This window comes from Methylobacterium sp. 10 (assembly GCF_000519085.1).
Lineage (GTDB): Bacteria > Pseudomonadota > Alphaproteobacteria > Rhizobiales > Beijerinckiaceae > Methylobacterium.
This window is the reverse complement of sequence record NZ_KI912577.1, coordinates 1,707,771-1,734,552: the sequence shown is the minus strand read 5'-3', so window position 1 is coordinate 1,734,552 and position 26,782 is coordinate 1,707,771. Positions and strand designations below refer to the sequence as shown.

General features: G+C 65.4%; 20 protein-coding genes, 1 tRNA gene and 1 pseudogene. 11 read left to right on the top strand and 11 right to left on the bottom strand.

From position 1 onward, the window contains the following. Positions 1-17: 17 nt before the first annotated feature. Positions 18-1,529 carry a TIGR00366 family protein gene (locus K368_RS0107930; protein WP_036266084.1) on the bottom strand — a complete coding sequence of 504 codons (1,512 nt, stop codon included), beginning with the start codon at positions 1,527-1,529 and terminating at the stop codon, positions 18-20. 289 nt (positions 1,530-1,818) lie between these two features. Here K368_RS0107930 and K368_RS0107925 point away from each other — a divergent pair, with 289 nt between their 5' ends. Continuing rightward, positions 1,819-2,175, top strand: coding sequence for a hypothetical protein (locus tag K368_RS0107925; protein WP_027171913.1), 357 nt, complete (start codon positions 1,819-1,821; stop codon positions 2,173-2,175). Between the two features lie 122 nt (positions 2,176-2,297). Here the strand turns inward: K368_RS0107925 and clpB are convergent, their stop codons facing one another. Next, entirely contained in the window at positions 2,298-4,928 is a 2,631-nt protein-coding gene (gene clpB / locus K368_RS0107920; RefSeq protein ID WP_027171912.1) for an ATP-dependent chaperone ClpB, read from the bottom strand. A gap of 202 nt (positions 4,929-5,130) precedes the next feature. Between clpB and K368_RS0107915 the strand changes: the two genes are divergently transcribed. Continuing rightward, complete coding sequence (locus tag K368_RS0107915) at positions 5,131-5,922, top strand: MOSC N-terminal beta barrel domain-containing protein (RefSeq protein WP_027171911.1); 792 nt, start codon at positions 5,131-5,133, stop codon at positions 5,920-5,922. Positions 5,923-5,989: 67 nt separating this feature from the next. Here K368_RS0107915 and K368_RS0107910 read toward each other — a convergent pair whose 3' ends face one another. Both K368_RS0107910 and K368_RS0107905 read right to left on the bottom strand, forming a co-directional pair. After that, entirely contained in the window at positions 5,990-6,265 is a 276-nt protein-coding gene (locus tag K368_RS0107910; RefSeq protein WP_027171910.1) for a hypothetical protein, read from the bottom strand. Between the two features lie 196 nt (positions 6,266-6,461). After that, positions 6,462-6,725, bottom strand: a complete 264-nt coding sequence (locus K368_RS0107905) for a hypothetical protein (protein WP_036266082.1) — start codon at positions 6,723-6,725, stop codon at positions 6,462-6,464. Positions 6,726-6,953: 228 nt separating this feature from the next. Between K368_RS0107905 and argB the strand changes: the two genes are divergently transcribed. After that, on the top strand, positions 6,954-7,865 hold the full coding sequence (gene argB / locus K368_RS0107900; protein ID WP_018045323.1) for an acetylglutamate kinase: 912 nt from the start codon (positions 6,954-6,956) through the stop codon (positions 7,863-7,865). A 73-nt stretch (positions 7,866-7,938) separates the two neighbouring features. On the opposite strand, the gene K368_RS0107895 is transcribed toward argB, so the two are convergent. Further along, on the bottom strand, positions 7,939-8,628 hold the full coding sequence (locus K368_RS0107895; RefSeq protein WP_027171908.1) for a hypothetical protein: 690 nt from the start codon (positions 8,626-8,628) through the stop codon (positions 7,939-7,941). Positions 8,629-9,262: 634 nt separating this feature from the next. Here K368_RS0107895 and K368_RS24235 point away from each other — a divergent pair. Beyond that, positions 9,263-10,637 (top strand): annotated as a pseudogene (locus K368_RS24235) (IS3 family transposase). 389 nt (positions 10,638-11,026) lie between these two features. On the opposite strand, the gene K368_RS0107880 reads toward K368_RS24235, so the two are convergent. The 3 genes from K368_RS0107880 to K368_RS0107870 all read right to left on the bottom strand — a co-directional run bounded on the left by K368_RS0107880 (position 11,027) and on the right by K368_RS0107870 (position 12,526). Continuing rightward, positions 11,027-11,101, bottom strand: a tRNA-Thr gene (locus tag K368_RS0107880). Between the two features lie 59 nt (positions 11,102-11,160). Further along, entirely contained in the window at positions 11,161-11,649 is a 489-nt protein-coding gene (locus K368_RS24230) for an NUDIX hydrolase (RefSeq protein WP_036266079.1), read from the bottom strand. Positions 11,650-12,058: 409 nt separating this feature from the next. After that, positions 12,059-12,526, bottom strand: coding sequence for a MarR family transcriptional regulator (locus K368_RS0107870; protein ID WP_027171906.1), 468 nt, complete (start codon positions 12,524-12,526; stop codon positions 12,059-12,061). Between the two features lie 378 nt (positions 12,527-12,904). Here K368_RS0107870 and K368_RS0107865 point away from each other — a divergent pair, with 378 nt between their 5' ends. Further along, positions 12,905-14,050, top strand: a complete 1,146-nt coding sequence (locus K368_RS0107865) for a type II asparaginase (RefSeq protein WP_027171905.1) — start codon at positions 12,905-12,907, stop codon at positions 14,048-14,050. Between the two features lie 22 nt (positions 14,051-14,072). On the opposite strand, the gene K368_RS0107860 is transcribed toward K368_RS0107865, so the two are convergent. Further along, positions 14,073-14,993: a bestrophin family protein gene (locus K368_RS0107860; protein ID WP_027171904.1), complete on the bottom strand. Its 921-nt coding sequence runs from the start codon at positions 14,991-14,993 to the stop codon at positions 14,073-14,075. A gap of 510 nt (positions 14,994-15,503) precedes the next feature. Here K368_RS0107860 and K368_RS0107855 point away from each other — a divergent pair. Both K368_RS0107855 and K368_RS24225 read left to right on the top strand, forming a co-directional pair. Beyond that, on the top strand, positions 15,504-17,480 hold the full coding sequence (locus tag K368_RS0107855) for a CoA-transferase (RefSeq protein WP_027171903.1): 1,977 nt from the start codon (positions 15,504-15,506) through the stop codon (positions 17,478-17,480). A gap of 199 nt (positions 17,481-17,679) precedes the next feature. Beyond that, positions 17,680-18,666 carry a M10 family metallopeptidase C-terminal domain-containing protein gene (locus tag K368_RS24225; protein ID WP_245259535.1) on the top strand — a complete coding sequence of 329 codons (987 nt, stop codon included), beginning with the start codon at positions 17,680-17,682 and terminating at the stop codon, positions 18,664-18,666. 13 nt (positions 18,667-18,679) lie between these two features. Here the strand turns inward: K368_RS24225 and K368_RS0107845 are convergent, their stop codons facing one another. Further along, positions 18,680-19,996 (bottom strand): UDP-glucose/GDP-mannose dehydrogenase family protein, encoded by a 1,317-nt coding sequence (locus K368_RS0107845; protein ID WP_027171902.1) that lies wholly within the window; start codon positions 19,994-19,996, stop codon positions 18,680-18,682. Positions 19,997-20,356: 360 nt separating this feature from the next. Here K368_RS0107845 and K368_RS0107840 point away from each other — a divergent pair, with 360 nt between their 5' ends. The 4 genes from K368_RS0107840 to K368_RS0107825 all read left to right on the top strand — a co-directional run bounded on the left by K368_RS0107840 (position 20,357) and on the right by K368_RS0107825 (position 23,592). Next, positions 20,357-21,397: an iron ABC transporter substrate-binding protein gene (locus K368_RS0107840; protein WP_027171901.1), complete on the top strand. Its 1,041-nt coding sequence runs from the start codon at positions 20,357-20,359 to the stop codon at positions 21,395-21,397. An 11-nt stretch (positions 21,398-21,408) separates the two neighbouring features. Next, positions 21,409-22,434, top strand: a complete 1,026-nt coding sequence (locus tag K368_RS0107835) for an iron ABC transporter permease (protein WP_051440019.1) — start codon at positions 21,409-21,411, stop codon at positions 22,432-22,434. After that, a complete protein-coding gene (locus tag K368_RS0107830; RefSeq protein WP_027171899.1) occupies positions 22,431-23,204 on the top strand; it encodes an ABC transporter ATP-binding protein in 774 nt (257 codons plus the stop codon). The genes K368_RS0107835 and K368_RS0107830 overlap by 4 nt, the downstream gene beginning before the upstream one ends. Before the next feature lie 67 nt (positions 23,205-23,271). After that, positions 23,272-23,592 carry a hypothetical protein gene (locus tag K368_RS0107825; protein WP_027171898.1) on the top strand — a complete coding sequence of 107 codons (321 nt, stop codon included), beginning with the start codon at positions 23,272-23,274 and terminating at the stop codon, positions 23,590-23,592. An 83-nt stretch (positions 23,593-23,675) separates the two neighbouring features. Here K368_RS0107825 and K368_RS0107820 read toward each other — a convergent pair whose 3' ends face one another. Further along, positions 23,676-26,207, bottom strand: coding sequence for a calcium-binding protein (locus tag K368_RS0107820; RefSeq protein ID WP_027171897.1), 2,532 nt, complete (start codon positions 26,205-26,207; stop codon positions 23,676-23,678). Between the last annotated feature and the right edge of the window lie 575 nt (positions 26,208-26,782).

Below are 26,782 nucleotides of genomic sequence, written 5' to 3'. Positions count from 1 at the left end.
AGCACGCTGATCGCACCCTACGGCATCACCGGTGGGTGATACGTCAGCGTGAAGGCCAGCGCCCAGAGCAGGAACAGTACCACCGGCAGGTGGATGATGAGTTGCAGGAAGCTGAAGCCGACGATGTCGCGGGCCTTGAGGCCGAGAATGCCGAGAAGCGGCAGCATCCAGAACGGGTTGATCAGGTTCGGCAGCGCCTCGGCGGCGTTGTAGATCATCACCGCCCAGCCAAGATGGACCTGCAGCTCGTTGGCCGCCTGCATGACGTAGGGCGCTTCCAGCAGCCACTTGCCGCCGCCGGACGGCACGAAGAATCCGAGCACCGCCGAATAGACGCCCATGGAGATCGGGAAGCTGCCCGTGGTGTTCAACGCCACGAACGCGTGGGTGATCACGTCCGAAACCGAGGTGCCGCCCGCGTTCTTGGCGTTGGTGAGCATGGCGCTGATCGCCGCGTAGAGCGGGAACTGGATCAGGACGCCGGCCGTCGCCGGCACCGCCTTCGCCACGGAGGCGAGGAAGTTCCTCGGCCGCCAATGCAGCAGCAGTCCTAGGGTGAGGAACAGCAGGTTGTAGGTGTTGAGGTTGGAGATCGCGGTGATCCAGGATTGACGCGCGAACTCCTGGTAGAGCCAGCCGCCGGCGATGACGACGAGGAGCAGGGTCAGGATCGGCGAATGTTCGAGCCATTCAGAGGGCTGCTGCGGCCGGGACTGATCCGGCGTGTCGCGCGAAACGTCGAGGCCGAGATCGTCGGCCGTCACGGCGGTGGCGGGCTGGGGCGCCGAGACGTAGGCGATGATGATCGAGATCACGAAGAGGATCAGGGCGATCAGCATCGACTGCCACAGGAAGATCGTCTCGCTGAACGGGATCACGCCGGTAATTGGCAGCAGGCTGGGCGGCAGGCTTTTGGGATTCGCCTGCAACTGCGCGGCGGATGAGCTGAGGCCCATGGCCCAGGTGGCGCCGAGACCGAGATAGGCGGCGGCGCCCGCGGCCCGGTAATCCATCCGCAGTTCGGCGCGGCGCGCCAGCGCACGCGCGAGGAGGCCGCCGAAGATCAGGCTGAGGCCCCAGCTCAGGAACGACGACAGCATCGTTGCCGCCGCCACGAAGCCCACCGCGCCGCGCCCGGTCTTGGGCACAAGGGCGAGCCTGTCGATCAGCCGCTGCACCGGCGGGGCCGTCGCCACCACGTATCCTCCGATGGTGACGAAGGCCATCTGCATGGTGAAGGGGATCAGGCTCCAGAAGCCGTCGCCGAAGCTCTTGGCCACGGTCATCGCGGGCGCGCCGTTGGCCAGCGCCCCGAGGGCCACGATGACCACCGCGATCGCCACGAAGATGAAGGCGTCGGGAAACCAGCGCTCGGCCCAGACGGTGAAGCGGATGCCGAGGCGGGACAAGGCCCCGTCGGTTGCGCCCTCGCTCGCGGGGCGACCGTTCTCCGGCTCGATCGATACCGGCTTGCGGGAATCTGGATTGCGGAAATCTGGATTGCGGAAATCTGGATTGGACGCCGACATCTGTGATCCCACCGCTATCCGGCGTGGTCTACCAAGCCGACGCCAGCATGTTGCTCAAACATGGCGCAGGCTCAAGCCCAGCATTTTGGCTTGTCACCAAGCTAAGCAGGTTTCGCAGAAGTGCCCCCCGGTCTGCGATAAAAACCTGCGACACAGCAAAGAGCTCAGCAGGGTGAAGCGTCGGCTTGCCAACGCGAACCTGCTTAGAGATGGCCGGGATGGGTCGTCTTCAACCTTCCTTCAACACTGCACGGCACACTGGCAGGAGCGATCTTCGAGAGGGTGACCCGTGACGCGGCCGGAGAGGAAATCCACCCTGGAGACTATCCGCGACCGACGCGGCGACACGGACGCGCTATTCCGCGATCTCACCGATGGGACGGAATCCCGACGCAGCGGCGGCGAGGGGAAGGCCTACACGTCGCAATTAGCCTGGCTGTTCGGCATCCTGGCCAGCGTTGCAGCAATCTTCGGTGCCGTCCTCCTGGTCCTGGCAGTGCCTCCCGTCCTCGACTGCCGAAACCGGGCCGAGCAAGGGTTCTTCGTGGGCCAGACCTATGGGGGCTGCGTGGCGGGCGGGTTCTCGGTGCGGTGGAATCTGCTCGAGCAGCGGGTGAAGATGGCGCTGCGCGGCTCTGGCCGCTGACGGGGCCTCGCCCACCCCGTCGGGCGCGCCGTTCTCTCGAAATAGTCTGGACACGGCGGCGACGGCCGCCTGAACGACCCCCGGCGGGACGAACCCGCCGGGGCCGTGAGATGAGCCGCGCCTCAGTTCAGCGTGACGCTGGTCGGGCGCCGCTCGGGCACGCCGGGATCGTCGCCGATGATCAGGCCCGCCGGGCCGAGCCGGACCGGCACCGCCTCGCCGTCATGGATGCGGCCCGCGAGCAACTGCTCGGCCAGCCGGTCCTGCACCGCCTTCTGGATCACGCGCTTGAGCGGGCGCGCGCCGTAGGCCGGGTCGTACCCCTTGTCGGCGAGCCAGTCGCGGGCATCGGGCTCCACGTCGAGGGCAATCTTGCGCTCGTCGAGGAGGGTCTGCAGCCGCTTGAGCTGGATATCGACGATCGCCCCCATCTCCGAGCGCCGGAGACGATGGAACAGAATGATCTCGTCGATCCGGTTGAGGAATTCCGGCCGGAAATGGTGGCGGACCACACCCATCACCTCGTCGCGGACCTCATCCGTATCCTGCCCGTCCGTCTGTGCCACCAGATATTCCGACCCGAGGTTGGAGGTCATGATCAGGAGCGTGTTGCGGAAATCCACCGTCCGCCCCTGCCCATCCGTGAGACGCCCGTCGTCGAGTACCTGCAGCAGGACGTTGAACACGTCCGGATGCGCCTTCTCGATCTCGTCGAACAGTACGACCTGATACGGCCGGCGCCGCACGGCTTCCGTGAGGGCTCCGCCCTCCTCGTAGCCGACATAGCCCGGAGGCGCGCCGATGAGCCGGGCCACCGAGTGCTTCTCCATGTATTCTGACATGTCGATGCGCACGAGGGCGGTGTCGTCGTCGAACAGGAACCCGGCGAGCGCCTTCGTCAGCTCGGTCTTGCCGACGCCCGTCGGCCCGAGGAACATGAACGAGCCGATCGGCCGATTCGGATCCTGCAGGCCGGCGCGTGCGCGCCGCACGGCGGTGGCCACCGCTTCCACGGCTTCCCGCTGGCCGACGACACGCCGCCCCAGTGCCGCTTCCATGGCCAGCAGCTTATCGCGCTCGCCCTCCAGCATCTTGTCCACGGGCACGCCGGTCCACCGCGAGACGACGCCCGCGATATGGGCCGGCGTGACCGCCTCCTCCACCATGCCATCGCGGGCGACGGCGGATTCGGCCGCGGCCTCGTTCTCGGCGAGCTGCTTCTCCAGGCCGGGGATCACGCCGTAGGCAAGCTCGCCGGCGCGCTGGTACTGGCCCTGGCGCTGGGCGTTGGCGAGTTCGGTCCGGGCCTCGTCGAGCTTCTTCTTGAGATCGGCGGCGGCGCCGAGCTTGTCCTTCTCGGCCTTCCAGCGCGACGTGATCGCGGCCGACTGCTCCTCGAGATCGGCCAGTTCCTTCTCCAGCCGCACCAGACGGTCGCGGGAGGCGGAATCGGTCTCCTTCTTCAGGGCCTCGCCCTCGATCTTGAGGCGCACCACCTCGCGGTCGATGTTGTCGAGTTCCTCCGGCTTCGAATCCACCTGCATGCGCAGGCGCGAGCCGGCCTCGTCCATCAGGTCGATGGCCTTGTCGGGCAGGAAGCGGTCGGTGATGTAGCGGTTCGACAGGGTCGCGGCCGCCACCAGCGCCGCGTCCTGGATGCGCACGCCGTGATGCTGCTCGTACTTCTCCTTGATGCCGCGCAGGATCGAGACCGTATCCTCGACGGTGGGTTCGGACACGAAGACGGGCTGGAAGCGGCGGGCGAGGGCCGCGTCCTTCTCCACATGCTTGCGGTACTCGTCGAGGGTGGTCGCACCGACGCAATGAAGCTCGCCGCGTGCCAGAGCGGGCTTGAGTAGGTTGGAGGCGTCCATCGCCCCGTCAGCCTTGCCCGCGCCGACGAGAGTGTGCATCTCGTCGATGAACAGGATGATGCCGCCCGCCGCCGAGGTGACCTCGGACAGGACGCCCTTCAGCCGCTCCTCGAACTCGCCGCGATACTTCGCGCCGGCGATCAGCGCGCCCATGTCGAGGGCGAGCAGGCTCTTGTCCTTCAGGCTTTCAGGCACGTCGCCGTCGACGATGCGCAGGGCCAGCCCTTCGACGATGGCGGTCTTGCCGACGCCGGGCTCGCCGATCAGAACCGGATTGTTCTTGGTCCGACGGGACAGGACCTGGATGGTACGGCGGATCTCCTCGTCGCGGCCGATCACCGGGTCGAGCTTGCCCTCCCGGGCGGCCTCGGTGAGGTCGCGGGCGTATTTCTTGAGCGCGTCGTAGGCGTTCTCGGCCGTGGCATTGTCGGCGGTGCGGCCCTTGCGGAGCGCGTTGATGGCGGCGTTCAGCGACGCGGCGGTAACGCCGGCGGCGGCGAGCGCACGGCCGGATTCGGTGTCCTTCTCTACCGCGAGAGCCAGGAGCAGGCGCTCCACGGTGACGTAGGAATCGCCCGCTTTCTGAGCTGCCTTCTCGGCGGTGTCGAACAGGCGCACGAGTTCGCGCGTCGCCTGGGGCTGAGCCGAGTTGCCGGACACTTTGGGCTGCTTGGCCAACCATTGCTCGACCTGAGCGAGGGCCACGCGAGACTGTCCTCCCGCGCGGTCGATGAGACCGGCGCAGAGGCCCTCGGGATCGTCGAGGAGCACCTTCAGGAGGTGACCCGGCTGCAATTGCGGATGGCCTTCGCGAAGGGCCAGGGATTGCGCGGCCTGGACGAAGCCGCGGGCGCGTTCGGTATAGATCTCGAAATTCATGTCTTTCCTCTCCCCCGTACCGACGATCCACCGCCCGCCAAGCGGCGCGGCCCCGTCGAGACGTCGCTCCCCGACCGGATGGTCCGGGAAGCCTCGGCGCCACGATGGCCGCCGATTGCTCACGATGTAGTGTTGCAAATGAGCACCACAAGACCCGATCACGGACTTGCGCGCGACCATGGCTTCGGGCGAGGCTGCCGGCATGACAGCGACGACGACGAGCCCGCCGGAATTGCGCCTCGAAGCGCTCCACCGCTACCCCGTGAAAGGGCTCTCGCCCGAGGGGCTGGAGGGAGCGACACTGGAAGCGGGAGGCTATTTTCCGGGCGACCGGCTGTTCGCCATCGAGAATGGGCCGTCAGGCTTCGATCCGGCCGCGCCGAAGCATCAGCCCAAGATCAAGTTCCTCATGCTCATGCGCAACGAGGCCCTGGCCCGGCTCGGCGCCCGCTACGATGGGGAAACATCGGTGCTGACGATCCGGCGGGGGGACGGCATCGCCGTCGCGGCCGATATCTCGACCGCGGAGGGGCGCGCAGCGGTGAACGCGTTCTTTCACGCCGAATTCGCCGACGTCCTGCGCGGGCCGCCGAAGCTGCTCACCGCACCGGACGGCTTCCGCTTCACCGATTCAGCGCGCGGCTTCGTCTCGCTCCTCAACCTCGCCAGTGTCGCGGCGACCGAGGACATGGTGGGCGCGCCCGTCGATCCGTTGCGTTTCCGCGCGAACCTTCATCTCTCCGGCCTCGCTCCCTTCGCCGAACTCGACCTCGTCGGGCGCGTCTTCGCCACGGGGGGCGGCGTGCGCCTGCGGGTCTCCAAGCGGACGGAGCGCTGCGCGGCGACGAATGTCGATCCGGCGACCGGCATCCGTGACCTCGCGATCCCCCGGACGCTCTCCATGCGGCTCGGCCATGCCGATTGCGGAGTCTACGCGGAGGTGCTCCACGGGGGTCGACTCGAACGGGGCGAGACGCTCCGGATCGAGGCGTGAGGCACTGTTGAGAGCGACGAGGCCTTGAGGCCGCGATCGACCGTCGCGTTCCCGCGGGTGGGATCGCTCAGATCGCGTGACGCGGGACGAGGACGATGGCGGCGGCGTAGCCGGCCCGGCGCAGGCCACGAAAATCGGCGTGGCGCCGCTCGCAGGTCACCCGGACGTAGCGCTTTTCGCCGTCGGCGCTCCAAGTGGAGGCGGCCATGGTCTGGCCGTGGATCATGCATTCCATCGGTGTGTGTGCGGGCGACACGATGACGTCGAGGGCGGTGGTGCGGGAGCAATCCTGCGCCGCGATCATGCTGGAGCAAACCAGGGCGACAGCTAACAATTCGGACATGACGGACCCCTTTTTCGGTTCGGCGAATAAGGTCCGCGGTGTTGCTCAGGCGTCGAGCGGCCGCGTGATTGTTGCCTGAGCGTTCCTCGTCGTTTCTCATTGGACTTGATCTAGCATGACAGATGCCAAACCTGTCGCAAGGTGGCCTCGGCCCCGGCCGGACATGGCTCGCATGCGCGGCGCGAAGACTTCGGATTCATGCGCGAAGCGTCACCTTGCCGGCCCGCGATCGGCCGGTGACGAGGCGGTCTTCGTTACGGGGCACGAGCCAGGTCGGCTCGGGCTCGACGCGGGGCAGGATGCTGGCGACGGCATCGAGATCGACGACGTAGCTATCGGTCAGTCTGCGCCAGACCTCTCCGGGAGAGGCGGTGTCCTTCCCGATTTGGGCGAGGGCGGCAGTCAGATTCCGAAGGCCGGTGAGGGTCGGACGGGCGACGGTGGGATCCGCGGCAAGCATCGGAGGGAGCGTCCTGTGCAATCTTCCAAAGGATCACAGGACAGGGTTAACGCATGGTTATGCCCTTCCCCCTTGGTGCTGGCCGTTCTCACCATCGATCCGCCATTCACGACGGGACCATTTTTCCGAGCTTTGGCGGTTAGGGCGCTTCGCAGTGCGACATCGCTGCGCTAGAAGCGCGTCGTCGCGCATTCCGATCCGGCGCCGTAGCGAGGACAGTGCCTCACGATGAAAGAATCTCTGGCAAAAGACGCCTTGCCGAACGTGCATGTGCGCGCTGAAGTGTTGGTCCAGGCGCTCCCTCACATGCAGCGCTACGACCAGGAGATCGTCGTCATCAAGTATGGCGGCCACGCCATGGGCGACCGCGCGGCGGCGGAGGATTTCGCCGAAGACATCGTGCTTCTCGAGCAATCCGGCCTGAAGCCCATCGTCGTCCATGGCGGCGGGCCGCAGATCGGGCGCATGCTCGGCCGGCTCGGCATCGAATCCGAGTTCCGTGGCGGCCTGCGCGTCACCGACGAGGCCACCGTGGAGGTGGTCGAGATGGTACTCGCCGGCTCGATCAACAAGCAGATCGTCGGCTGGATCTCGGCCGAGGGTGGCCGCGCCATCGGCCTCTGCGGCAAGGACGGGAATATGGTCCGCGCCCGCAAGGCGACGCGCACCGTCCTCGACCCGGAGAGCCAGACCGAGCAAGAGATCGATCTCGGTCTCGTGGGCGAGCCCGAGCACGTGGAACGCGGCGTCCTCGACGCGGTGCTGAAAGCCGAGCTGATCCCGGTCCTCGCCCCGGTTGCCTTCGGGGCCGACGGGCAGACCTACAACGTCAATGCCGACACCTTCGCCGGGGCGATCGCCGGGGCGCTGCGTGCCAAGCGCCTGCTGCTCCTCACCGACGTGCCGGGCGTACTCGACAAGGACAAGAAGCTGATCACCGACCTGACCCTCGAGGATTGCCGCCGCCTCATCGCCGACGGCACCATCACGGGCGGGATGATCCCGAAGATCGAGACCTGCATCTACGCGCTGGAACAGGGTGTCGAGGCGGTGGTCATCCTCGACGGCAAGGTCAGCCACGCGGTGCTGCTGGAACTCTTCACCGACCACGGCGCGGGCACGCTGATCCGCCGGACGTAACCATGAAGCCCCGGGATGGATCGTTTACATCCCGGGGCACGACATCATCGAGCCCGGTCAGGACCGGAGGACGTCAGGATTGTTCGGCCCGGCCGGGCTCCGGCACACCGGCCTTGGCCCAGAACGCGGCCGACGCCTTGCGATAGGCCTTGAGCAGGGCCGGCCCTTCCGGACCGGCGGGGCCGATTTCGTCCCAGATCTGCTGGCACAGGCCGGCCTGGACCGTGAAACGGCCGGGATCCTCGGTCTTCGCGGCAGCCAACAACGCCCCCACGATCTTGCGCATGCGTTCGGCATTCTGGGCGAATACCTCCTCACGCTCGGCCACGCGCCGGCGAGCCGCCTCGGCCTTCACGGCACGGCGCTCGACGGACACCGCATCCTCGGCCACATCCGCCTCGTCGGGCCGGTACGCCTCCTGAACCGACTTGAGCGCCGCACGGCCGCGCAGCATCATCGGCTTGGCGTCCGTCCGCTCCCGGCACGCGGCACGCAACTCGACGATGAGGCGCTTGGCCATATCCACCATCTTGCGCGAGGGTGGGGACTCAGAGGCTGAGACAGCCGCCCTCTCCAGGGCGGCAATGATGGACTCCGCATCGGCCGACGGTCGCGCGTCGGCCACGTCGGGACCGGGAATCGCCAATGCCTTGTGATCCGGCTCAAAGCTCACAATGAAAACCTCTCGATCGATCTGGGGCGCCGCGCCGCGGATCGCTTCCTCGATCGTTCGCGCTGCCGCTCCCGTGTCTGAAGCCGCCATGCCGAGAAACCGGCGACACCGCCGCGCACATGCGCCCCGCGCTCAAGCCTTGGTTTTACAGGCTGGCAACCGCGACGGGGCGTAGCCCTATCGCCTCGGCCGCGACAACGTCAAGGCGGTGCCCAGAGCGATCGGTCCAGCACGCCCTTGCGAAGACGCTTCCGCAGACAAACGCAACGTGCCCCGGTTTTCGAGTGTTGCGCCGACGAGACACATGCCCGCCCGTCTCTCGACAAGAAACGTGCAATGCAGCCTTTTCGCATTTTCTCAATGCTTTGGGTTGTACACCACAGGGCATGAGACCGACATCACAACGGTCCCGTACGTCCCCTCCAAAGCCAGCCGTCGATAATGCGAAGCAGAACGCGACTGATCGATTTCAAGTGCTTGGCTTTTCTTTATGCGTTTAGCGGGCTCTGCCCGTTGGGAGCCGAAGCCGGAGAGGGGCGATCGGCCAGGCACGAGACCGCAATCGACCAATGCGACGCCGCCGCTGCGGCGCCGTGGGACACGGATTCCTCAAACGTGCCGTCGCGTGTGGAATTCCGCTGTCCGACGTCAGCACCTGTGGGACAGATTGAGGGTCTTCACGAACGGAGGATGGCTGGTTCATCGTAGCCCCTAAGGAGCGAAGATGAAGCAGACATCCGGACCGGCCAAGAAGCCGGCAGAAGCGGTGATCAAGGACATCCGTCGGGCCACACGTGGGCAGTTCTCGTCCGAGGAGAAGATTCGTGTGGTGCTGGAAGGCTTGCGTGGCGAGGACAGCATCGCCGAGTTGTGCCGACGTGAGGGGATCGCCGCCTCGATGTATTACGGCTGGTCCAAGGAGTTCCTGGAGGCTGGTAAGAAGCGCCTGTCGGGAGACACGGCTCGTGCGGCCACCACGGATGAGGTGCGGGATCTCCGTCGCGAAGCGGGGGCGCTGAAGGAGGTCGTAGCCGATCTCGTCCTGGAGAACCGTCTGCTTAAAAAAAAAAGCATGAGCGGGGCTGGGGGCGACGAGGCATGAGGTACCCGGCCCCCGAGAAGCTGGAGATCATCCGGCTGGTCGAGCAATCCCACCTGCCGGTGCGGGCCACCCTGGACAAGCTCGGCATCACGCGCTCGACGTTTTACCGCTGGTACGACGCCTACCAGCGCGGCGGCCCCGAGGCGTTGAATGACCATCCTTCGCAGCCGAGCCGGGTCTGGAACCGTCTACCTGCGGAGATCCGCGAGCAGATCGTTGCCCTGGCTCTGGAGCAGCCTGAACTCAGTCCGCGTGAGCTGGCGGCGCGCTTCACAGACGAGCGCCGCTACTTCGTCTCGGAATCGACCGTCTACCGGTTGCTCAAGTCTCAGGACCTGATCACCAGCCCGGCCTATATCGTCATCAAGGCCGCCGACGAGTTCGGCGATAAGACCACCGCGCCCAACCAGCTTTGGCAGACGGACTTCACCTACCTGAAGGTCGTTGGTTGGGGCTGGTACTACCTGTCGACCGTATTGGACGAACCAAAGGACCGCGTAGCGACTTCTCACGCTACATCGTCGCCTGGAAGCTGTGCCCGACGATGCAGGCCAGCGACGTCACCGCCACGCTTGACTTGGCGCTGGGTGCGGCTGGGCTCGATCAGGCGCGGGTGATGCAGCGGCCACGCCTGCTCTCCGACAACGGGCCGAGCTATGTCGCCAACGACCTGGCTGACTGGCTCGGCATTCGGGGCATGACCCACATCCGCGGTGCGCCATGCCATCCTCAAACGCAGGGCAAGATCGAGCGTTGGCATCAGACGCTGAAGAACCGCATCCTGCTCGAACACGCCTACTTGCTCGGCGAGCTGGAGACGCAGGTTGCCGACTTCGTCGAACACTACAACCATGCCCGAGCCCATGAGAGCCTGAGCAACCTCACGCCCGCCGACGTCTGCTTCGGACGCGGCGAAGGGATCCTGGCCGAGCGGGAACGCATCAAGCGCCAGACCCTCATGGATCGCCGCTTGCGCCACCACGCGCAGGCCGCTTAACCTCTCAACCCAGATGGACCAGAGCCTCCGCTCCTGAACACCGCTGAATGTCCCAAATCGTCTGACGACGGACACTTCTGAAGCGCCTGCATGTCAACGGGGGGCCCGCGGAACACCGGTATCGACGGACATTCGTTTAGGAGGAAGCCAGTTTGCGTCCACGATATGGGATCAGGACGGAAGCAAGTCTTTTGCGACGATACCGAAGACCAATGCCTGGCATCCGGAATCCGGACAGGGCGGACGCTTCAAACCGGCAGGGCGCGTTATGATCGGTCCTGCCGTGATCGTCGCTATCGCTCATGACTGCGTACACCCTCCGCTGCACCCGAAAAAATTCCGGCGCCGAAAGTGTGGCTTCTGGATTGCGCTGAGTGCCTGAAGTGGAATGGTGCTGCTGGACAGGATTGAACTGTCGACCTCCTCATTACCAATGAGGTGCTCTACCACTGAGCTACAGCAGCCGATCGTCGCGACGTGTCGGGACGAGCGGGGAGTTAGCGGATCGAAAGCGGCTTGGCAATCACTTCTCGCCACCTTTGAGCAATCCGTTTGAAACGAGCAGCCCGGTTTCCCTCTTGCAGGCGGCTCGTATGATGCCCGCCAAGCCGGATTCGGCCACGGCTTCCGCCGCATCAGACGGAGAGAACCAGCGATCCTCGCGCTCGTTCCGCTCAGGCCAGTGCTTGAGTTGCTTGCGCACCTCCAGGGGGAACACCTTGACTTGGCAAAGGACGAAATCACGGCTCTTCAGGCGCTTCTCGTAGAGATAGAAGCCGAGCGGCCTCTTGCCGATCTCGCCCAGGAGACCGGCCTCCTCATAGGCTTCCCGGGCAGCGGCCTCGAAGGGCTTGCGCCCCTTCATCGGCCAGCCCTTCGGGATCACCCAACGGCGACTCTCACGCGAGGTGATCAGGAGAATCTTGAACCCGCCATCCGGCAGGCGCCGGAACGGCAAGGCACCGACCTGGCGTCGAGGCTCTGCCTCACTCTCCAACTGGACTGAAGTCATGGCAGGTGAACGCCCCGCCGCCGTCCGGGTTCGACGGGCCGAGGCCGACAGCGAGGTTCGAGACGGGACCTTGTACGCCTCCGCGACGAGGCGGGCGGTTTCATCGCATCGGCGATCGATACGAGGACCATCGAGCTCCGGATCATCGGACGCTCCTTATCTGTCACGCGAGGACGGGTACGCGAGGATGGAAAGGATGGAACAGCCGAGACAGGCTTCGACGCGTCGGACACGGATTGGCTCTAGCGGAAAAAGAAGATCGCCCTCAAGGCAAAATTTACCCGGCAAACTAAAACGGCGTCGCGCCTTGCCAGAGTAGAGCCCCTCGGTCCCTACGACGCGCATGTGACACCACGACCACAACCGGCACCGGCGGGGTCATTCTCCACACGGCGATGCCGGGAGGGGTTCAGCCAGCGGCACTCAGGTTCTCGATCAGGGCATTGAGGTCGGCGCGCATGGCCTGGACCTCCGGCTCCGACATGTTGAGCTGGCACATCACGGATTCCCGCACGAGGCGGGCCTCGGCGCGAAGGTCGCGGCCATGCGGGGTGAGCTGAATCTCGACCTCGCGCTCGTCACTCAGCCGTCGGCTGCGGACCAGGAAACCGGCCGTCTCGAGCCGCTTCAGAACCGGAGTCAGCGTGCCGGAATCAAGTCTCAGGCGGCGGCCAATATCCGACACCGTCACGCCATCGGTCTCCCACAGGACGAGGAGGACCAGATATTGCGGATAGGTCAGTCCCATCCGCTCCAGCATGGGGCGGTACGACCGGGTGATCCGGTGAGCGGCGGCATAGAGCGCGTAGCAGAGCTGATTGTCGAGCAGCAGCGGGTCCGTGGTGGAACTCACCTGCTGCTCCGGAGCGTCGACCATATACACCAAGAGATCGATCCCCAGATCCAGACGGCACGACGCACGAGTGGCGATATCGGTTCCTCGCGCCCGGCTCCGCGCCCGGGGCATCGGACGCGAGCCGAACGAGGGGTGCCCGCTGTCCGAAAGTCTCGTTATTTCGCTCCGATTGCAAGCATTTACCGGACCAGCGACCGGATCCATAGCCGATCCAGGCCAGGGGCGGGATGCCGCACGATTGCGTGATCTTCGCGACGATGCCCGCCCGCGCGCCCTGGCCCTTATTACGAACGGGGCGGATTGATGCGCGATCAGCCTGTGGCCGCCGCCTTTTTGGCCTGTGCCTTGGCGGAGGGAGCGGCCACAATGCGGGGATCAGGACCGCGACAGGATACCACGATGCAGCACGCCCCCTCAGCCTTCCGCTCCCACGCTCTTCCGATGGCCATCGCCCTGGCCTTCGGTCTCGGCCTGCCCCTCGCTCCGGTCTCGGGTTCGGCGCTGGAAGGCCCGGCCCCGGCCAAACCGGGGGAAGCCACCGCGCCGGCGGTGGCGGCCAAGCCCCGCGTCGTCATCGTGGCTACCGGTGGCACCATTGCCGGCGCCGGCGCCGATGCCGCCAACAGCGCCACCTACCAGGCGGCCAAGGTCCCGGTGGACAAGCTCATCGCCGCCGTGCCCGCCATCGCTCAGGTCGCTGACGTGCGAGGAGAGCAGGCCTTCCAGATCGCGTCGGAGAGCTTCACCAACGCCCAATTGATCCAGCTCGCCAAGCAGGTGTCGGCCCTGGTCAAGCGCGACGACGTCGATGGCGTGGTCATCACCCATGGCACCGACACGGTGGAGGAGACCGCCTATTTCCTCGACCTCGTGGTGAAGACCGACAAGCCCATCGTCATGGTCGCTTCCATGCGCCCGTCCACCGCGATCTCGGCCGACGGCGCCCTCAACCTCCTCGACGCTGTGGTGGTGGCCGGCGCGAAGGATTCCCGCGCCAAGGGCGTGCTTCTCACCATGAACGACGAGATCCAGGCCGGGCGCGACTCCACCAAGCGAGTCAACATCAAGCCGTCCGCGTTCTTCAGCCAATGGGGGCCCCTCGGCATGGTGGTGGAGGGCAAGACCTACTGGTTCCGCGCGCCGGTGAAGCGCCACGGCACGACGTCCGAGTTCGACATCGAGACGATCGACTCCCTGCCGGATGTCGCCATCGTCTACGGCTCGGGCAACATGCACCCCGAACCCTACACCTCCGCCGTGGCCGGCGGCGCAAAGGCGATCATCCATGCCGGCACCGGCAACGGCTCGGTGGCGGGCTACCTCGTCGATACCCTCAAGGACATTCGCGGCAAGGGCGTGCAGATCATCCGCTCCTCCCGCGTCGGCGACGGCTTCGTCCTGCGCAATGCCGAGCAGCCAGATGACAAGTACGATTGGGTCGTCGCCCACGACCTCAACCCACAGAAGGCCAAGATCCTCGCAGCCGTCGCCCTGACGAAGACGCAGGACACCAAGGAGCTACAGCGGATCTTCTGGGAATACTGAGCGGATCGCCCCGACCGCCGCCTCAGCGCAGGAGGAAGCCCTCCGGGGCGAGGGGTGGCGGCATGGGCTCACCGAGAGCGTCGAGAACGATCCCCTCCACCACGCGGACGAGGGCATCGAGGGGCAAATCGTTGGGCTCGGTGCCGAACGGATCCTCCAACTCGTCCCCCAGGGCATCGAGGCCGAAGAAGGTATAGGCGACGAGCGCCGTCACGAGCGGCGTCACCCAGCCCAGGGTGCCCGCGAGCCCGAAGGGCAGGAGCAGACAGTAGATCCAGGCCGTGCGGTACAGAAGCAGGGTGTAGGCGAAGGGGAGCGGCGTGCTCTGGATGCGCTCGCACACGATCTGGACCTGACCGAGGGCCGCGATCTTCTGCTCCAGCAGGCCGAACTGGATATCGGTCAGGTCCCCCGCCCGCTGCGTCCGGCCGAGATCGGCCGTGAGGTGCACGAGCACGGAGTCGGCCACGCTCGGGCGGTCGCGAAGGGGCGCGGCCTCCGCCTCGGACAGCCAGGGCGTGGCGGCCGCAACCTCGTCCTCGCGCCGCATCTGCGCATGGAGAGCCTTGGCGAAGGCCATGACGCGTTTCATCGTGCGGCTTCGCAGCGTGTCGTGCCGCTCCTCGGGGAGGAGCGCCGCCAGGAGCCGGGCGAAGGAGCGCGCTTCGAGGATCAGTGTTCCCCAGGCTTTGCGCGCCTCCCACCAGCGGTCGTAGCAGGCTCCGTTGCGGAAGCTCAGGAAGATGGACAGCGCCAACCCGACCAGGGTGAAGGGGCCGATACCGGCACTCATCGGAAAGGGATGGGGCCAAGCCCGTTCCACCGCGACGACCCCGATGGCCGCCGCGGTGATGAAGCTCACCTTCAGCGCCACCCTCGGCAGGATCGAGCCCTGAAGCGTGAACAGCACGGCCATCAGGTTGGGACGCGAACGGACGATCATGGAGGGTTCGAGGTTCCGGTTATGGGATCGACGGCCGCATGACGGCACCGTCCGGATGAGCCTGCGTCACCGGGCGGTTCGATGGCAAGGCAACCTGGCGTGAACACCATCGATCGGCAACGAACCGCATCCGATCTCGCGACATCGACGGAGTACCGGGAATGGAGACCGGCGCACAACAGCCAGCAGCGGTGGAACTCAGAATGTAGAATACTGTCGACTTTCCCGCACCGCAAAAGTCTTCAGGCCGCCGAAGTAAGAGGGGACCATTGCGCGGAATCCTCGCGAACCACCGGAAAGGCTGCATACCGGGGCGCGAGAACCCAGCAATCCGCTGCAGTGCAGCAAGACGTTCGCGTCGCTACTGCCCCTAGACCAGACCCTTGCGGAAACTGGACCGCATCTTTACGGTGTCCGCGCCAAACAAGACTTCCGCACTCGCGAAACTATGCAAGATATCACTTGTGTTAGGGTTGGGACGCGGCAGGCGCTCCGAGGACAGACCGGTCGATGAAGAAAAATAAGGTGATCACGGCCGAGGAGGCGATCGCCCTCATCCGGCATGACGACGTCGTCACCACCACTGGGTTCGTGCAGAGCTGCATCCCTGAGGCGCTTCATGCCGCTCTTGAGAAGCGCTTCGTCGACACGGGCGCCCCACGCGGCCTCACCCTGATCATGACCGCCGGCGCCGGCGACAGCAAAGGCCTCGGCACCGGGCGGCTTCATCACGAGGGCCTGTTGAAGCGCGTCATCGCCGCGAATTTCGGGCGCATGCCGAAGGTGGCCAAGGCCGCCCAGGACAACAAGATCGTCGGCTACAACCTGCCTCAGGGCGTGATCTCGCAGCTCTACCGCGCCTGCGCCGCCGGCCAGCCCGGCCTGTTCTCCAAGGTCGGCCTGCATACTTATGTCGATCCGCGCCACGGCGGCGCCCGCGTCAACGAGGTGACGACGGACGAGATCGTCAAGCTCGTGGAGGTCGATGGCGAGGAGTGGCTGTTCTACACCGCCACCAAGATCGACGTCGCCTTCATCCGCGGCACCTCGGCGGATCCGGCCGGTAACATCTCCTTCGAGAAGGAGGCCCTGACCCTCGATTGCCTCGCTCAGGCCATGGCCGCTCGCAACAACGGCGGCATCGTCATCGCGCAGGTGGAGCGCATCGTCGACGACGGCTTCCTCCTGCCGAAGGACGTGCGCGTTCCGGGCATCTTGGTGGATTGTGTGGTCCTGGCCGAGCCCGAGATGCACCGCATGAATTACGGCGTGCAGCACGATGCCGCGCTCGCCGGCCAGATCCGCGTGCCTGTGAGCGGCATGAAGAAGATGAAGCTCGACGCACGCAAGATCATCGCCCGGCGCGCGGCCTTCGAATTGCCGCCCAACGGCGTGGTCAATCTCGGCGTCGGCGCGCCCGAAGGCATCTCGGCCGTGGCCAACGAGGAGAAGGTGACACCCTACATCACCCTCACCACGGAAGCCGGCGCGGTGGGCGGCGTGCTCGCGTCCGGGTCGAGCTTCGGCGCGGCGACGAATGCCGATTGCGTCATCGACCAGAACCAGATGTTCGATTTCTACGATGGCGGCGGCCTCGACATGACCTGCCTCGGCATGGCCGAGTGCGACCAGCACGGAAACGTCAACACCAGCGCGTTCGGCGGCAAGCTCAACGGTTGCGGCGGATTCATCAACATCAGCCAGAACGCGCGCTCGGTGGTCTTTGCCGGCACCTTCACCGTGGGGGGCCTGGAGACCACGATCGAGGACGGCAAACTCAAGATCGTCACCGAGGGACGCTCTCAGAAGTTCCTGCCGCAGGTGGAGCAGATCACCTTCAGCGGCCCCTATGCACAGAAGCGCTCGCAGCCGGTGATCTACGTCACCGAGCGTTGCGTCTTCCAGCTCACGGACGAGGGGCTCGAACTCATCGAGGTAGCACCCGGCATCGATATCGAGCGCGATATCCTGCCCCATATGGGCTTCACGCCGATCATCAAGCACCCGGCGCAGATGGACCCGCGCCTGTTCCGGGACGAGCCGATGGAGCTCCTCTCGGACCTCCTCAACCTCAACCTGCCAGAACGGGTCAGCTACGACGCCGAGCGCAACATCCTGTTCCTCAACCTCGAAGGCTGGCACGCCCGCATCAAGAGCGACATCGACGACCTGCGCAAGGTCCTGGTCGATGCCTGCAAGAAGGCCGGCCAGCGGGTCAACTCGGTGGTCAACCACGACGGGTTCCGGATCAACGAGAACCTGTACGACGATTACGCGAGCATGATCCAATACCTCTCGGCGAACTATTACCTCACCACCACACGCTACGCGACGAGCGCCTTCCTGCGCCTCAAGATGGAGGAGGCCTTGAACAATCGCGGCCTCGCCCCGCACGTGTTCGAGCGCAAGGAGGACGCCCACGCCTTCCTCGACGGCATGGACCGCAAGGTCCGCCGCGCCTCCACCGCCATCGACGCGGCGGCGTGAGAAACGCCACCTCCGGGTAAAGCTTGGAGAGGGCGGACGCTCGGGCTGAACTGAAGCGTCATGCTGCGGCGACCGACCGCTCCGCCCACAGGGCGGATGCTCGGCCTTAAGCCTTTCTCAGGTTTCGGTTGCAATCACATCATCGACACCGCCCGCTCCTCTCGGGGAGCGGGCGAACACGGTGATGGAGAACGCGTCCGTGGTTACGATCAAATCCTCGCTGCCCTTGGATGCGCATACGATCGACATCTATTCGTATGACGATCACGTCAGCTATTCCCATCAGGTCGAGACGGGTTTCCGTGCCTCGCTGAGCGAGGACATCTTCTTCGACATCGTTGGGTCCGGGTTCTCCTACGAGGCCGCCCCCTACCCCGTCACGGGCGTGACCAATGGCGTCACCCTGTTCTACGGCGCCAGCCCCCTCCTGGAGATCCAGGGTCTCGCGATCACGGCCGAGCAGGCCCTCGATTATCGCGAGCAGGATGCCGGGAGCGTTCGGGCGGCGATTCTGTCGGGCGACGACACCCTCACCGGATCGAAATACGCGGATCTCCTCGACGGCTATGCCGGCGCGGATTCGATGACCGGTGGCGGTGGCGACGACGTCTACATCGTCGACAATGCCAGGGACCGCGTGTTCGAGCGGCCGATGTCGGGCACCGACCGAGTCGAGGCCTCCATCTCGTTCTCCCTCGGCAAGCAGTTCATCGAGAACCTGACCCTGACGGGTAACGCGGCGATCAACGGCACCGGGAACACGCTCGACAACGTGCTTCTCGGCAACGATGCGGCGAACAAGCTCAAGGGTGGCGGTGGCGGCGACATCCTCGTCGGCGGCGCGGGGAAGGACACGCTCACGGGCGGCGTCGGCAACGACACCTTCGCCCTCCAGGCCATCTCGGACAGCCTTGCCGGCAAGACCTACGACACGATCACGGATTTCGCGTTGGGCCAGGACCGGATCGACCTCTCCGCGATCCAGGCGGTGACCGGTGCCGAAGGCGACCAGGGCTTCACCTTCATCGGCAATGCCGCGCTCGCCCAAGCCGGAGACCTGCATATGAGGGTGTCCGGAAGCTCCACGTTCCTCGAAGGCGACGTCGACGGAAACGGCCGGGCCGATTTCCAGATCCTGTTGAAGTCCGTCGTCGGCGACCTTCAGGCGACCGACTTCATCCTCTGATCCCGCGGGCGGTTCACGCCACCGGCGTCGGCACGCCGATGCCGACATAGTGGAAGCCGTGGCGGGCCACGTCCTCGCCCCGGTAGACGTTGCGCAGATCGACCACCACCCGCGCCGCCATGCTCTGGGCGAGGAGCGCCCAGTCGAGGGCGCGGAAGGCGTTCCATTCGGTGACGATGACGAGGGCGTCGGCCCCTTCGGCGCAGGTATAGGGGTCGTCGGCATAGGCGATGTCCGGCATCAGCGCACGGGCACCCTCCATCCCCTCAGGGTCATGGGCACGGATGCGGGCGCCGGCATCCTGCAGGCCCGCCACGATGGACAGGGACGGCGCGTCGCGCATATCGTCGGTGTTCGGCTTAAAGGTGAGGCCGAGGAGCGCGATGGTCTTGCCCCGCACCGAGCCGCCGCAGGCGGTGACGATCTTGCGGGCCATGGCCCGCTTGCGCTGATCGTTGACCGCGACCACCGCCTCCACCAGGCGGATCGGCGTGCCGCAATCCTGCGCTGTCTTCACCAACGCCAGGGTATCCTTGGGGAAGCACGACCCGCCATAGCCCGGCCCGGCATGCAGGAACTTCGAGCCGATGCGGTTGTCGAGGCCGATGCCGCGGGCGACCTCCTGGACGTTGGCGCCGACCTGCTCGCACAGGTCGGCGATCTCGTTGATGAAGGTGATCTTGGTGGCAAGGAACGCGTTGGCGGCGTATTTCGTCAGCTCGGCGGTGCGCCGGCCGGTGACGAGGATCGGCGCCTGGTTGAGATAGAGCGGTCGGTAGACCTCGTTCATCACGCTCGCCGCGCGGGCGTCGTCGGCCCCGATGACGATGCGGTCGGGCCGCTTGAAGTCGCCGATCGCCGCGCCTTCGCGCAGGAATTCGGGGTTCGACACCACGGCGAAATCCGCATCGGGCCGCGCTTCGCGGATGATGCGCTCGACCTCGTCGCCGGTGCCGACGGGAACCGTGGATTTGGTTACCACCACCGTATAGCCAGTGAGCGCGGCGGCGATGTCGCGGGCCGCTGCATAGACATAGGAGAGATCGGCGAAACCGTCGCCCCGCCGGGATGGCGTGCCCACCGCGATGAACACCGTATCGGCGGCGGCCACCGCGCTGGTCAGGTCGGTGGCGAAGGTCAAGCGGTTCTGGCGGACGTTGTCGGCGACCAGGGTATTAAGACCCGGCTCGAAGATCGGGATGCGCCCCTGTTCGAGCGCTTCGATCTTGGCCGGATCGTTGTCCACGCAACAGACCGTGTGGCCGAAATCGGCGAAGCACGCACCGGAGACCAGGCCGACATACCCCGCGCCGATCATCGCGATCTTCATCAGGCTCTCTCCTCGGCCGCCTCGATGGGGCGTCTCGACCAACCGTCTCTCGCCGCCGGCGGTGACAGATCCATGACGGATCGGGCGCTTGCCACCCTCGGCCCCACCGGACCGGGACGATGGCGGACCATCACGTCGGCAGGTCCCGAAGCCTCCACCTCCACCGGGCGGATCGGTGGACCGGGGCTGTATAGCAGCCCCTTGCGGATGACAAACGAGAGGCCGCGGCGGTCTCGATTCCCCGCCGATCCGGGCGCGTCCGTCGCGGAGCGCCGTGCCCGTCACCGTGATACGATCCGGGCCATGATCCTTTGCCTCATCCCGCCGGCCGCCACCCGGAAACACGTTCCGTCCCGTGCCATGCAGGCGCTCGTGGCGGTCGCGATCACTCTCGTGGGCCTCGCCGTCGCCGTGGAGGCAGCTTTTGCCCGACCCTTCGTCGATGCCGCCGGACGAACGGTGGAGGTGCCGGAGCGCGCGAAACGCGTCCTCGCTGCCGGGCCGCCGGCCTCGGTCCTGCTCTACACCCTGGCCCCGGAGACCATGATCGGCTGGGTTCGCGCCCCCTCCCCCGACGAGGCCGCCTTCCTGACGCCGAAGACGCGCGGCCTGCCCGCCTATGGCCGGCTCACCGGAAAGGGCAACACCGCCAATGTGGAGGCCGTGCTCCTCATGAAGCCCGATCTCATCATCGACGTGGGCAGCACGGCGCCGACTTATGTCTCCCTCGCCGACCGGGTTCAGGCCCAGACGGGCATTCCCTATATTCTCCTCGACGGCGCCATCGACAGGACGGGCGAGACCTATGCCAAGCTAGGCGAGCTCATCGGCACGCCTGAGCGGGCCAGGGACCTCGCCACCTATGCGGAGGCGATGATCGCCGAGGTAAAGGGACGGATCGACTCGATCCCCGCCGACCGGCGGCCGCGCGTCTATTACGCCCGCGGGCCGCGCGGATTGGAGACGGGGGTCACCGGCTCGATCAATACCGAGATCCTCGACAGGGGCGGTGCCCGCAACGTCGCCGAGAGCGGGGGCGCCTCTGGCCTCACCACGGTGTCTCCGGAACAGGTTCTGGCGTGGAACCCCGACGCCATCATCACCCTCGACCCCGCCTTCCGGCGGGGCATGTCCACCGATCCGCTCTGGAGCACGCTCGGCGCCGTACGCGCCGGACGGGTCTACCAGACGCCGCGCCTACCCTTCGGCTGGTTCGATTCGCCGCCGGGGATCAACCGCCTGATCGGCCTGCGCTGGCTCGCGGGGCTGCTGCATCCCGACCTGTTCCCGGAGCCGATGGATGCGATCGCGCGCGATTTCTACAAGCGGTTCTACCATGTGGACCTCGACGCGGGCCAACTGGACACCCTGCTGAAGGATGCCGAGGCGGCCCGGCCGTGACACCCTCCTCCATCGCCGCCCGCCCCGTCCTGCGCCTCGCGCTACGGGGCGGGCTCCCGCTTCTGACGTTGCTGCTCCTCGTTCTCGTCTCCCTGGCGACGGGTAAGTACTCCGTACCCGTCGCCGACGTGGCGCGCATCCTCTGGGCGAAGCTGCTCGGGCTCTCTCCCTCCGTCGATCCGACCGCGCAGATCGTGGTGTTGCAGGTGCGCCTGCCGCGCGTAGCGGCGAGTCTCGTCGTCGGCGCGGCCCTCGCCGCGGCGGGCTCGACCTACCAGGGCCTGTTCCGCAATCCCCTGGTCTCGCCCGACATTCTCGGCGTCTCGGCAGGGGCGAGCCTCGGCGCGGTGCTCGGCATCTTTCTCTCGCTCCCCGTGGGTGCGATTCAGCTTCTTGCCTTTGCCGGGGGATTGCTCGCCGTGGGCGCGGTCTACGCGGTAGGCCTCGCGGTGCGGCGGCACGATCCGGTGCTGACCCTCGTGCTCGCCGGCGTCGCCATCGGGGCCGTGCTCGGCTCCGCGATCTCGCTGCTGAAGGTGCTCGCCGACCCCTACAACCAGCTGCCCGCCATCACCTATTGGCTGCTCGGCAGCCTCGCCTCCGTCACCCTCGGCGATGTCTGCGCGGTTCTGCCGGCGATGGTGCTCGGCCTGCTGCCCCTCATCCTGTTCGCATGGCGGATGAACCTGATGAGTCTCGGCGAGGAGGAGGCACGGGCGCTGGGCGTGGAGACGCGCCTGCTGCGCCCGCTCTTCATCGCCGCCGCGACCCTGGTGACCGCCGCCGCCGTCTCCGTCACCGGCGTGATCGGCTGGATCGGCCTCCTAATCCCGCATGTGGCGCGGCTGATGGTCGGGCCGGATTTCCGCCGCCTGCTGCCGGCCTCCCTCCTGATGGGGGCGGGCTATCTCCTGGCGGTGGATCTCGTCGCCCGCACCGTCGCACCGATCGAGGTGCCTCTGGGCATCCTGACCGCACTCATCGGCGCGCCGTTCTTCCTTTGGCTCCTGGCCACGGCGAAGCGGGGCTGGGCGTGAGTCTGGGCATCCACGACCTCGCCTTCGGCTACGGCGCCAAGCCCCTCGGCGCGGGCATAGGCTTCACCTTGAAGGCGGGCGAGGTGCTGGGCCTGCTCGGGCCGAATGGCGGCGGCAAGACCACCCTGTTCAAGACCCTCCTCGGCCTGCTCCCGGCCAAGGCCGGGCGGATCACCCTCGACGGCGAGGATGTGGCGACCTGGTCGCGGGCGCGGTTCGCGCGCAGCGTCGCCTACGTGCCCCAGGCCCACGCCGCCTTCTTTCCCTTCCGCGTGCAGGACGTGGTGCTGATGGGCCGGGCGAGCCGGCTCGGTGCCTTCGCCGCCCCCGGCAAAACGGACGAGACGGTCGCCCTCGAGGCTCTCGCCACCCTCGGTATCCGGCATCTGTCCGAGCGGAGCTATACCGAGATCAGCGGTGGCGAGCGCCAGCTCGTCCTCATTGCCCGAGCGCTGGCGGGGGAGCCGCGCTTCCTCGTCATGGACGAGCCGACGGCGAGCCTCGATTTCGGCAATCAGGCCCGTGTCCTCGACCAGGTGCGGCGCCTGAAGGAACGCGGCATGGGCATCGTTCTCTCGACCCACGATCCCGACCACGCCTTCCTCTGCGACACGGTCGCACTCCTTCACGAAGGCCGGCTCCTGGCACTCGGCAGACCGGTAGAGGCAGTGACGCCGGAAACCCTGCGCCTCCTCTACGGCGTCGACGTCGCCATCGTGCCCCTGCCGGGCAGCGAGCGCTTCGTCTGCACGCCGATCCTGCACCGCTGACGCGGCACGCCGCCCCCCGCCCGCGCGTTGCCGTGCCGACGAGCGTCGATGAGGGAACGGAGACCGGATGCCAGTGCTGGAGACCCCCGACGGCCGCTACATCGTCGTCAAGGGGCGCCTGTGGCGGCGCTCCGATCCGAATCTCGGCGAGGAGAGGCGGGAACGCCTCGTCAAGGCTCTGATGGATGCCCGGCGCGCGGTGAAGGAGGCCAAGCGTGGGGAGGATGAGGCCGCAATGAAGCGGGCCCGTGCGGCGGTCGATGCCGCCAAGCACGGCCTGGGCGAACGCGGCCCCGTCTGGTGGACGGACGGCGCCCCCGACCAGAATCGCCGCATGGTTACGAACACGACCTACGCGGAATGGTATGCCGGGCTCGAGGCAATGTAGCGGAATCATCGCTGCGACCGACGTGGCCCCGAATAATCGTCCCGGACCGGATGTCCGGGACGATGCTCTCGTGGGATGCGCGTTCAGATCACGAAAATGAAATCCGCCGTCAGAGCCGCCTTGTTCTCGAACGTCGCGAACTGAACCGCGGTACCAACCCCGACGCCATCGGCATCATAGCTCAGGCTGCCGGTGCTCCGGTCGTACAGGATGCGGTCGTTGGCATCCAAGGCGACTGCGCCATTCACGAACATATCGGCGCTCAGGCGCGTGGGGGTATCCACGCTTCCGAACGCGCGGAAGATGTCGCTGTCGAGATGGACGGCATCAGATTGTCTCGTCAGGAAGTCGGTGACGCGATCGATGTTTCCGCCACCGAGCGTCGACGCGAAACGAAAGACGTCATTCCCGATTCCGCCGGTCAGCACATCCGTGCCCAATCCGCCATCCAACGTGTCACGCCCGGCACCCGCCGAGAGCGCATCGTTGCCGCCGCCGCCCCGGAGGATGTCGGTTCCAGCCAGCGTCGTGAACATGTCATTGCCGGCGCCACCCGAAAGCTGGATGTTCTCGACATTGATGACCTTCGTGCCGCTGCCGCCGAGCTGCGTCGACGTCTCGACGCTGACCATGACGAAGGTCAGCGCCCCCCCGGTCCCGGCGCGATCAAGCACGAGCGTATCGTTGCCCGTCCCACCATCGATCGCATCGATGCCCTGATTGCTGGTGATGGTGTCGTTTCCATCACCGCCCCGCAATTGTCCCCTCCCCGCAGACCCTGCGGAGTTCCCCCCGACCAGCGTATCGTTGCCGGTTCCGCCGTCGAGGATGTTCGTGCCGTCGCCACCATCCAGTTGATCGTTGCCTGCGCCACCCCGGAGGATATCATTGCCCGCACCGCCGAGGAGAATATCGTTTCCGGCACCACCGTCCAGAACGTCGTCGCCATCCTCCTCTGGGCCGTCGTAGTCATAGGGCGTCGGATCACGGCCGCCGAAGAGAACGTCGTTGCCGTCGCCACCTCTCAGCACGTCGTTGCCAAGTCCGCCGTCCAGGTAATCATTCCCGGCCCCACCCTCGAGCGCGTCGGCGCCATACCGACCATAGAGCTTGTCGTTTCCGGCCAAGGTCGCAAAGTGGTCGTTCCCGTGTCCACCGGTAATCTCGAAGACTTCCGCGTTGATAACGGACGTCCCGTCGCCATGCATCTTGGTTGCATTCGACGTGAAGTTCATCACGAAGGTCAGGTCGGTTTTTGCGAAAAACCGATGAAGTATCGCTGTATCGATACCAGCACCGCCATCGATGACGTCAGAACCGCTTCCACTATAAACGATATCGTTACCGCTACCACCACCGAGTCGATCGTCACTCATGATGACGTGGGGAGGGGTATATCCTACGTCACTGAGGTAGTATTCCTCGCCCGTTCCGCTCGCGAGTCTATACTCATCATTACCGTCATCCAGATTGTCGTTTCCGCTACCGCCGTCGAGGGCATTGTTTCCGTAGTTTCCGACCAGCTCATCGTTACCACCGCCGCCATTCATTGTGGTGCGTCTATCACCACCAAAGAGGTAATCGTTGCCTAGCCCACCACTAAGAATGCTGTCGACGCCATCAGTCGTCAGAGTATCATCGCCTGCGCCGCCATTCACGATATTGGTGCCGCCGCCGGCATGGATGCTGTCGTTGCCGGCGCCCCCCGTCAGTCGATCGTTTCCAGACCCGGTACTGAGCGTGATGGCCTCAATATTGGCGACCGCAGTCCCATCACCGATGAGAGTGGCCGAAGCCGAGAAGGAGAAGGTTAGGTTCACGGTGGATGACGTGCGATTTATGACGGCCTTATCTATGCCTGAACCGCCATCGATCCTGTCCGCACCGCTGTAACTGGTGATGATGTCATCCCCATTACCACCGAACAGCCGATCCGAAGCGAAATCGTAATTCGCATAGTAAGAGTACACATCGCCGACGAGGGTATCGTTTCCATTCCCGCCTTCGAGGGTATCGGCTCCATATCCACCGTAGAGGGAATCGTTGCCGGCGCCACCCCGCAGGATGTCAGAGCCATCGCCACCGTCGAGACTGTCGTTACCGCTGCCTCCATTGAGGACGTCGTTGCCGCCGTTTCCAACGAGCGTGTCGTTTCCCGACGCCGTCGTGAACGAGTCGTCTCCGCGGCCGCCGGTCAGGTTGATGTTCTCCACGCCGATCACGGTAGTCTTGTCGCCCACCAGCACCGTCTTGACGGTGGAACTGCTCATCGTGAAAAACAGGGCATTCTGGGCCGTCGAACGGTTGATTGAGGCCGTGTCGTTTCCATCCCCACCATCAAGAATATCGATCCCGAAATGGCTATAGAGAGAGTCGTTTCCGGCGCCCCCGCGAAGCACATCTCTGCCATTCATTGTATAGACGAAAGAATACCCGTCATAAAGGGTGTCATTCCCGCCGCCACCCATCAGGATGTCGTCACCGAGACCGCCCTGGATCGTATCGTCCCCGTTGGCAGCCCCTTGGTTCGAGCCGAACTGCCCCCCGTAGATTCGGTCGTTCTCGTCTTGCCCGACGAGCCAATCGCCATACGTCGTGCCGTAAATAAAACTCACTGGATTCCCCCACCTATCATTAAACTAGTAGATTTTCTATTCTTGCTTATCCATCAGCCGTCAAATTTGTTAATCTATACAACAATATCATTAATATAAATTCCTATAAGTTCTAAGTTTTATATATGTTAATTATATCAATGCACAACTTTAAATATAACGCCCTCTAGATTAGAATATGTAGATTATTGTGAATTGTTTTCATCGATAGCCCGTCGGTAGAGATATTCTGTCCGTCGCCTGCCGCAGCGATGGAAGCGAAATCGAATCATCACAACACAACCCAGGAACGCCGATACCACTGCTTGAGTTGTGAGGCGAAAGGCAAGAGACCTTCAGACTGGGCCCAGCGTTCCTTCGCTCCCTGATGCGGAATGGCCACTCGAGCCAGGACGACCAAGCCGCTCCGCTGCGGCGTTGGGCAACTGGAGGAATTGCTGGCGTCCCTCCACTGGTTCGCCGGATGAGCGGCTGAAATTGGGGCCTGACTCGCTCTACGCTTTGGTACCCGAAGTGCCTTGGCAAAGCGGACGCTGCGCAGCCACGTCGGCTTATCGACGATGGTCAGTTCCGCG